This is a genomic window from Duncaniella muricolitica (genome assembly GCF_910574735.1).
GTDB lineage: Bacteria > Bacteroidota > Bacteroidia > Bacteroidales > Muribaculaceae > Duncaniella > Duncaniella muricolitica.
This window is the reverse complement of sequence record NZ_CAJTCF010000122.1, coordinates 1-6,647: the sequence shown is the minus strand read 5'-3', so window position 1 is coordinate 6,647 and position 6,647 is coordinate 1. Positions and strand designations below refer to the sequence as shown.

Sequence of the window (6,647 nt, the reverse complement as noted above, 5' to 3'; positions counted from 1 at the left end):
ATCGTTTCGATAAAACGGTTTCCAGCTGGAAAGGGTGGAATCTCCTGGCATTCCATGTGATATTTCTTAAACACATTAACAGACTCAAAAAGTCAAGATGACTTCATTGTCTTATCAATTCTGACCTTTCACTTTCGTCTTTTACCACTTTCAACTTTTTCAGAATACGGTGTCGTTTGCCTTCAAGTGATACTACCTGTTTAGTTCTTTTCCGTTCTTTCCCCTTATCAAATTTTTCAGTGTATTCCTTCATGAATTTATCCAACTTATCAAGGTATATGTTTGCCAAGATAGGGCTGACAATTCCGCCTTGCGGTGTTCCGCTGTAGGAGTTATGAAAGTTCCAGTCTTCGATATATCCTGCATTCAGAAATTTTCTAATCAAGCGAATAAATCTTTCGTCAGCGATACGTTCTTTCAGAATACCTATCAGTATCTCATGATTGATATTGTCGAAAAATCCCTTAATATCACCTTCTACGAACCATTTCACGCCCGAAAATGTCTTCTGAATATCAGACAAGGCAGTGTGGCAGCTTCTTAGAGGTCGGAAGCCATGTGACGTTTTTTCAAACTGTCTTTCATAGATGGCTTCCAATATCATTCTGACCACTTCCTGCAATAATTTATCATTAAAAGCTGGTACACCTAATGGACGCATTTTCCCATTTTTCTTTGGGATATACATCCGTTTTGAGGGTTGGGGCTGATAACTCTCATCTTTCAACGATGTTATCAGTTGTTCAATTCGGTTCAGGCTCATTTGGTCAATGGTTTTCCCATCTGCACCTGCTGTCATATTGCCCGGTTTCGCATATATGCGTTGGTAGGCAACGTAATACATTTCCTCATTGAAAAAGATACGGTACAAGCGTTCAAACTTGTAATTCAAATTTTCACTGTGTTCCGTTAGACTGTTTAATACATACTCTGGACTTCTCATAATGTCTCTCACATTTTCCGTTATTTGCATTAAAATTATTAGCTGCTTCCCTTCGCCATGTACAGGGCTTTCCCCTGCTCAGACTACTACGGAAGCTCCGTTGCCTTGTCGGATTTTCATAGGTCTGTACCTAATAGCCTTGCGGCGTTCCGATTTAGGCAATCCCCGTTTACGATATAATAACATGGCTATGATAGATTGTCGGATATGACTTCCGCCCGTTACCGCTTACTGCGGTTGTGCCGTAATTTGTTCCTGCCTCTACTACACGACGCTCGCAACAGAGGTATTACGGTATAGCGAGTTAAGTTATCTTTCACTATAAAACATACTGGGTTCACTTGGACTATCATTCAATCAGTTTGGATTTTATCCTCGTATCTATCTGTTTCATCTCACCATTCAGTTGCAATTTGATAACTAATTGACTTATGGCTTTCCAGCGTGCTATACTCCCTGCCGTCCTTTCGTGGGCAGATAAGCTGGTGATGATAGGTAAATATTGGAACACTTACCTAATAGCTTGCCAATGCTACATTTATTATATCGCCTATACGGGCGCACCATCGTAATACTTCTTGCCCTGCTGATAGATTTTCACCGTCTCCTGAAAGTTGCTCACCATGTTCGTGGCGGTCTTGGAGGTATGGATGATGTTTTTGGAGGCATTGATGATGCCCTGCGCTAGATTGCCCGGATCGCTTACGACCCACTGTGCGCTTGCCCTGCCCGCGAAAAGCAGGCACAGGCAGATAATCATTGTTATTCTTGTTCTCATGTTACTTTGGATTTTAGTGGTTGTTATTCTTCGGTCGGATGTCCCGGCTGCGGCTTCACCCGCACATAGTCCCCGTTTGGCGAGAAAGTCAGCACATCCGTGGCCTCGTTGTAGGACACGTCGATGCGGAAGCCGGTGTTCATGAACAGGTTGCCGTTCTCCTCCTGCAAGAGATAGGTTTCCGGCTTGAGCTTGCGGCGCAGACCGCTACGACGGAACACCGTCACTTTGTAGGCTTCGCCCTCCTTGTAGATAAGCACGTCAGGTTTTCCCTCCACGCTCTCCCAGTTCCCGCACAGCATGTCGCGGCGGTTGTCGGCCACGTCGCAGGATTGCAGCATCATGACCGCCAATCCGATAAGGCACTTGCTGACTTGCAGCATTTTCACTTTTGGTAAATTCATACGCGTTTTTCTTTTTTGGTTGATACATTCTGTTTTTTAGTTATTCCTTGTTTCTCCGCCTTTCGGCAAGCTGCCGGATGGCGGCTTCGATGTCGTCGCCCAGCTTCTCCGCCAGACGGTAAACCTCCACTTTTTCCGTTTCCTCGGTGGTGTACGCCAGATACTCTTCCGCGCTGACCTCCGTGGCATAGACCGCCGACTGCGTGCCGCCCAAGCCTATCCACACCTCCTTGTAGAGCCGTGAAGGGTTGTTCGCCATGTTGATGGAGAGTATCTGCGACTTCTCCTTTTCCGTCAGTCCGAGCAACGCCTGTATCTGGTCGAACTTGTTCATATATTTCCTTTGGTCAAGCAGGATTTTACAATCCGAGTTGTTGATAATGCTCTCTTTGACCACCGGAGAACTGATAATGTCGTCCACCTCCTGCGTCACCACGATTGCCTCGCCGTAATATTTTCTGACCGTCTTATACATATAGCGCAGATATTCAGCCATGTTCGCCGATGAGAGGGCCTTCCAAGCCTCTTCCACGATAAGCTGTTTCCGCACGCCTTTCAGCCGCCGCATCTTGTTGATGAAGGCTTCCATGATGATGATGGTCACGACGGGGAACAGTTCGCGGTTTTCTTTAATCGAATCTATCTCGAAGACGATGAACCGCTTGCCGAGCAGGTCGATGTTCTCCGTGGAGTTGAGCAGGAAATCGTAACGCCCGCCCCGGTAATACTGCCGCATGGTGGTGAGCATGTTGTCGATGTTGAAGTCGGACTTCTCCACCTTGATGTCACGCTGTGCCAGTTCCTTGCGGTAGTCGTCACGCATATACTCGTAGAAGGTGTTGAACGACGGCACGATGCTACGGTCGGATTGGATGCGCTCAATATAGGCACTCACGGCACTGCCCAGCTCGCCGCTCTCCGTCTTTGTCACCTTGTCGTCCTCCGACTTCCAGAGCGTCAGCAACAGGGTCTTGATGCTGTCCTTCTTCTCCACGTCGAAGATGTAATCGTCGGTGTAGAACGGGTTGAAGCTGATGGGCTTATCTTCCGTGTAGGTGAAATACACACCGTCCGCTCCGCCTGTCTTGCGTCGGATCATGCCGCACAAGCCCTGATAGGAGTTTCCCGTGTCCACCAATACCACATGTGCGCCTTGCTCATAATATTGGCGCACGAGGTGGTTCATGAAGAAAGACTTGCCGCTGCCCGAAGGACCCAGCACGAACTTGTTGCGGTTGGTCGTGATACCTCGCTTCATGGGCAGGTCGGAGATGTCAAGGTGCAGCGGTTTTCCCGTGAGCCTGTCCACCATCTTGATGCCGAAGGGCGAGAGCGAGCTGCGGTAGTTGGTTTCCTCTGTGAACAGGCACACCGCCTGTTCGATGAAGGTGTGGAAACTCTCTTCCGCCGGGAAGTCCGCCGCATTGCCGGGTATCGCCGCCCAGTAGAGTGTCGGGCAGTCGATGGTGTTGTGGCGCGGCACGCATTCCATGCTTGCCAACTGGCTGCCCACGTCGTTCTTGATATGCTTCAGTTCCTCCGCATCGTCGCTCCACGCCATGACGTTGAAGTGTGCCCGTACCGAGGTCAGTCCGTAGGAATGGGCTTCGTTCAGGTATTGGTCTATCCACTCGCGGTTGATGCTGTTGCTCCTTGAATAGCGAGATAGCGACTGCATGTTACGGGCGGACTTCTCGAACTTCTGCAAGGTTTCCTCACTGTTGTCTATCAGCACATACTGGTTGTAGATATGGTTGCAGGAGAGCAGAAGCCCCACCGGGGAGGCGAATGACAGTCGGCAGTCACTCCGGTCGGTGGAGAGCTTCTCGTAACGGGTGTCGGTAGCCACCTTGCCCGGCAGGTCTTCCGCGTCGGAGAGGGTGTGCAGACACAGGCGGTTGTCGCCGATGCGCATCTCCCTTGCCGAAAGCTCGATGTCCTGCAAGGTGGTGTCACCTTCCGGCATGAGCGAGAAGTAGCGTTCAATAAGTCCCGTCTTTCCCTCAGTACCCACAATCTCATCGGTGGAGAGGCGGCGCAGCCTGACAAGCCCGCTGTCGTTCATGATGCGCTCGAACTGTTCGCAGGCTTCCAAGAACTTGGTCGTGGTTTCCCTGTCCAGCTCCTTCGGGATGATATGTCCCCGGCACAGCGTGCTGAAATTGCTCTGCATCCGGTTACGCTCCTTTGTTGTCTTGGTCAGGTAGAGGTAGCAGGTGTGTTTCAGGTACGGACGCTCGTTGAAGTGACGCTCGAAAGAGCGGCTTAAAAAGCTCATGTCGTCCTTCTGAAGCTCCGGTTTGTAGCGTTCCTTGATGAACCAGTCCTGTTTGTGGACGACGGAGTAGTCCGGCAGCACCTTGATAGCCTTGCACCAGCAACTGTGTATCGCCTCGTACTCCGCACCCGTCACGGTGTAAAGTTCCGGTAGTTCCACCTCGAAAGCCACCGTGATGTCGGCGTCCTTTGAGATGATGCAGCCATGCTCCACCGCTAAAAGTGGGAACCTGTTTTCCAGTGTTGTCATTTTCGATGTATTCCTCATTGTCTTTCTTCCTTTCGTTGTCGTTTGAACAGACGGGTTATCCGCCGCCGGTTGATAAGGTATCGGGGATGGCTCCGTGCCGCTCCTAATTTCATCAGCCCGTGTTCACCGTACCGGGCGTTCAGCGCGAAGGTCTGCCATACAAGGAGGGAGGACGATGCCGCGCCGAAGCCGATACATATCCACTGGTCGATACCGACCATGTAGAGGATGACGAACAGGACGAAGAGAGCCAGCAGACCTCCGCAGAAGATGAAGAGGTACTGTGCCTTCAAGCCCTTGAACTCTACCGGACGGCCGATACCCTTGTTGATTGGGTATTCAGCCATACATTATTTATTAAAGGAAGAATGAGCGCAGGATGGTGGCGGCAACAATCAGGAAGATGCACGCGCCGAACCACGAGGCGGCTGTCTTGCTGGTGTCGGGGTCGCCCGATGAAAACTTGCCGTACACTTTTACGCCCCCGATAAGCCCGACGACTGCACCGATGGCGTATATCAGTTTAGTTCCGGGGTCGAAATAAGAACTCACCATAGAGGTGGCTTCGTTGATGCCCGCGATGCCGTTTCCCTGCGCGAAAGCGGAGGCGGTTGCGGCGATGACAAGTGCCGCGGAGAGGATTGCTTTTCTGTTTTTCAAGATGTTCTTGTTCATAAACTGTTCTTGTTTTTTGCCGTCAAAAGGGTGGATGGTCCTTTGTCGGGCGGTTGATACTTTGTTTCTTTACTTTGGTTTTAGTGGATGCCCGTTTGTTTCCACGGACGTGGGCGTGTCCGTTGCGGATGGGGATGCGCCTTGCGTTTCCTCGCCGCGTGGGTTGATGTCATTCTTTCATGTTCATTTCTTTTATTGTTGTCATACATAGTTGCGAATGTCGAACTCCTCGATGTTGTCCGGCACGACGAACTCCTTTTCAGATTTCTTCAGCCGAATCTCGATAAGCCCCTTGATGCGGATGCCTATCTCCGAAGAGCCTTCCATCATTTTCTCGTACAACTCCGTGCCCTCCATGTCGGTGAACACCTTAGCCGCCTTTTCACGTTCCGCCTGTGTCGCGTCCGGGTTTTTGGCGGTCTTGCAGGCGTCGTCAATCTCGTCAAAGCTGCTGCCCGAAGCCCGTGGCGTGTCCGAGGCGTCCTCTTCCGGTTCGTCGTCCCCGTATCCCAGTTCCTCCGGCGGTATGCTCGTGAAGGTCTCATCGAGTTTTTCCTCCGGGACTTGTGCCGGGCGGGATGCGTTTCCCGTTTTTCCGTCGTCAAAAGTAGCCTCTTCCTCCGACAGCTCAATGCCTTTTTCAATAGTGGCGGCTTCTTGCGTCGGTATGGCAGCGGTTGTCCGGGTGGATGCCATCCTGAAACGGCTCTTGCCGATGATGTCCGCCTTTTCCGCAGGGACTTCCTCGTGTGCCGCTATGCGTTTAGCCTCATTCCCGTCCAGTGACCGCCATAATCCGACAATGCCCTTGAAGAAGCGGACAATCCGCGTGTCCATGATGCGCTCGTAAAGGAGCAGGAACAGGAACCAGAGGTTGCAGCCGACCGATACCGCCAGCAGAATGTCTGTCATGCTGATTGTGTAATTCATATCCTTCCGTTTTTGGTTAGAATACTGAATTGTAATTTCGGGCATAAAGGCTCTTTATCGCATCTTCGCACTGGTTGAAGTGGTGCGTCAGCACATGGTCGATGTAAGCGGACAGCGTAAGCCGGTCATGCCCGATTACACGGGTGATACGCATGATACGCTCGTGGTACTCCGGGCGCACATACGCCATCTTCCCCTCACGTGCCTTTACTTCCGGGTCGCGGATGAACAGGCGTTCATAGTCCTTCTCACTGCATTTGCCGCTTACCGGGACAGGCGACAGTATTTCCACACTCGCCTGCACTTGGGCAAGCATACTTCCGCCGTCATGATGCGGATTTCTGTTTTTCTGGTTCTTTTCCTGATTCATATCCATATTCATATTAAGTC

The 6,647-nt window shown here is 50.9% G+C and carries 6 protein-coding genes and 2 pseudogenes; all 8 read right to left on the bottom strand.

The features are described from left to right. Positions 1-106: 106 nt before the first annotated feature. Positions 107-943: pseudogene (locus tag QGT73_RS16645) on the bottom strand (reverse transcriptase domain-containing protein); the annotation flags it as partial. Between the two features lie 565 nt (positions 944-1,508). After that, a pseudogene (locus QGT73_RS16640) lies at positions 1,509-1,721 on the bottom strand (DUF4141 domain-containing protein); the annotation flags it as partial. A 23-nt stretch (positions 1,722-1,744) separates the two neighbouring features. Continuing rightward, positions 1,745-2,125, bottom strand: a complete 381-nt coding sequence (locus QGT73_RS16635) for a DUF3876 domain-containing protein (protein WP_004291516.1) — start codon at positions 2,123-2,125, stop codon at positions 1,745-1,747. A 40-nt stretch (positions 2,126-2,165) separates the two neighbouring features. Beyond that, entirely contained in the window at positions 2,166-4,670 is a 2,505-nt protein-coding gene (locus QGT73_RS16630; protein WP_004291515.1) for a TraG family conjugative transposon ATPase, read from the bottom strand. Beyond that, positions 4,667-4,999 (bottom strand): DUF4133 domain-containing protein, encoded by a 333-nt coding sequence (locus QGT73_RS16625; RefSeq protein WP_004291514.1) that lies wholly within the window; start codon positions 4,997-4,999, stop codon positions 4,667-4,669. Before QGT73_RS16625 ends, QGT73_RS16630 begins: the two co-directional genes overlap by 4 nt. 10 nt (positions 5,000-5,009) lie before the next feature. Beyond that, a complete protein-coding gene (locus QGT73_RS16620) occupies positions 5,010-5,327 on the bottom strand; it encodes a DUF4134 domain-containing protein (protein WP_002560983.1) in 318 nt (105 codons plus the stop codon). A 201-nt stretch (positions 5,328-5,528) separates the two neighbouring features. Next, positions 5,529-6,257 (bottom strand): hypothetical protein, encoded by a 729-nt coding sequence (locus tag QGT73_RS16615; RefSeq protein WP_004304280.1) that lies wholly within the window; start codon positions 6,255-6,257, stop codon positions 5,529-5,531. A 16-nt stretch (positions 6,258-6,273) separates the two neighbouring features. Continuing rightward, positions 6,274-6,627, bottom strand: coding sequence for a DUF3408 domain-containing protein (locus QGT73_RS16610; protein WP_280123174.1), 354 nt, complete (start codon positions 6,625-6,627; stop codon positions 6,274-6,276). Positions 6,628-6,647: the final 20 nt, after the last annotated feature.

Coding starts and splice junctions, on each gene's coding strand:
- QGT73_RS16635 (WP_004291516.1), bottom strand. CDS start 2,125: ATGAATTTACCAAAAGTGAAAATGCTGCAAGTCAGCAAGTGCCTTATC.
- QGT73_RS16630 (WP_004291515.1), bottom strand. CDS start 4,670: ATGAGGAATACATCGAAAATGACAACACTGGAAAACAGGTTCCCACTT.
- QGT73_RS16625 (WP_004291514.1), bottom strand. CDS start 4,999: ATGGCTGAATACCCAATCAACAAGGGTATCGGCCGTCCGGTAGAGTTC.
- QGT73_RS16620 (WP_002560983.1), bottom strand. CDS start 5,327: ATGAACAAGAACATCTTGAAAAACAGAAAAGCAATCCTCTCCGCGGCA.
- QGT73_RS16615 (WP_004304280.1), bottom strand. CDS start 6,257: ATGAATTACACAATCAGCATGACAGACATTCTGCTGGCGGTATCGGTC.
- QGT73_RS16610 (WP_280123174.1), bottom strand. CDS start 6,627: ATGAATCAGGAAAAGAACCAGAAAAACAGAAATCCGCATCATGACGGC.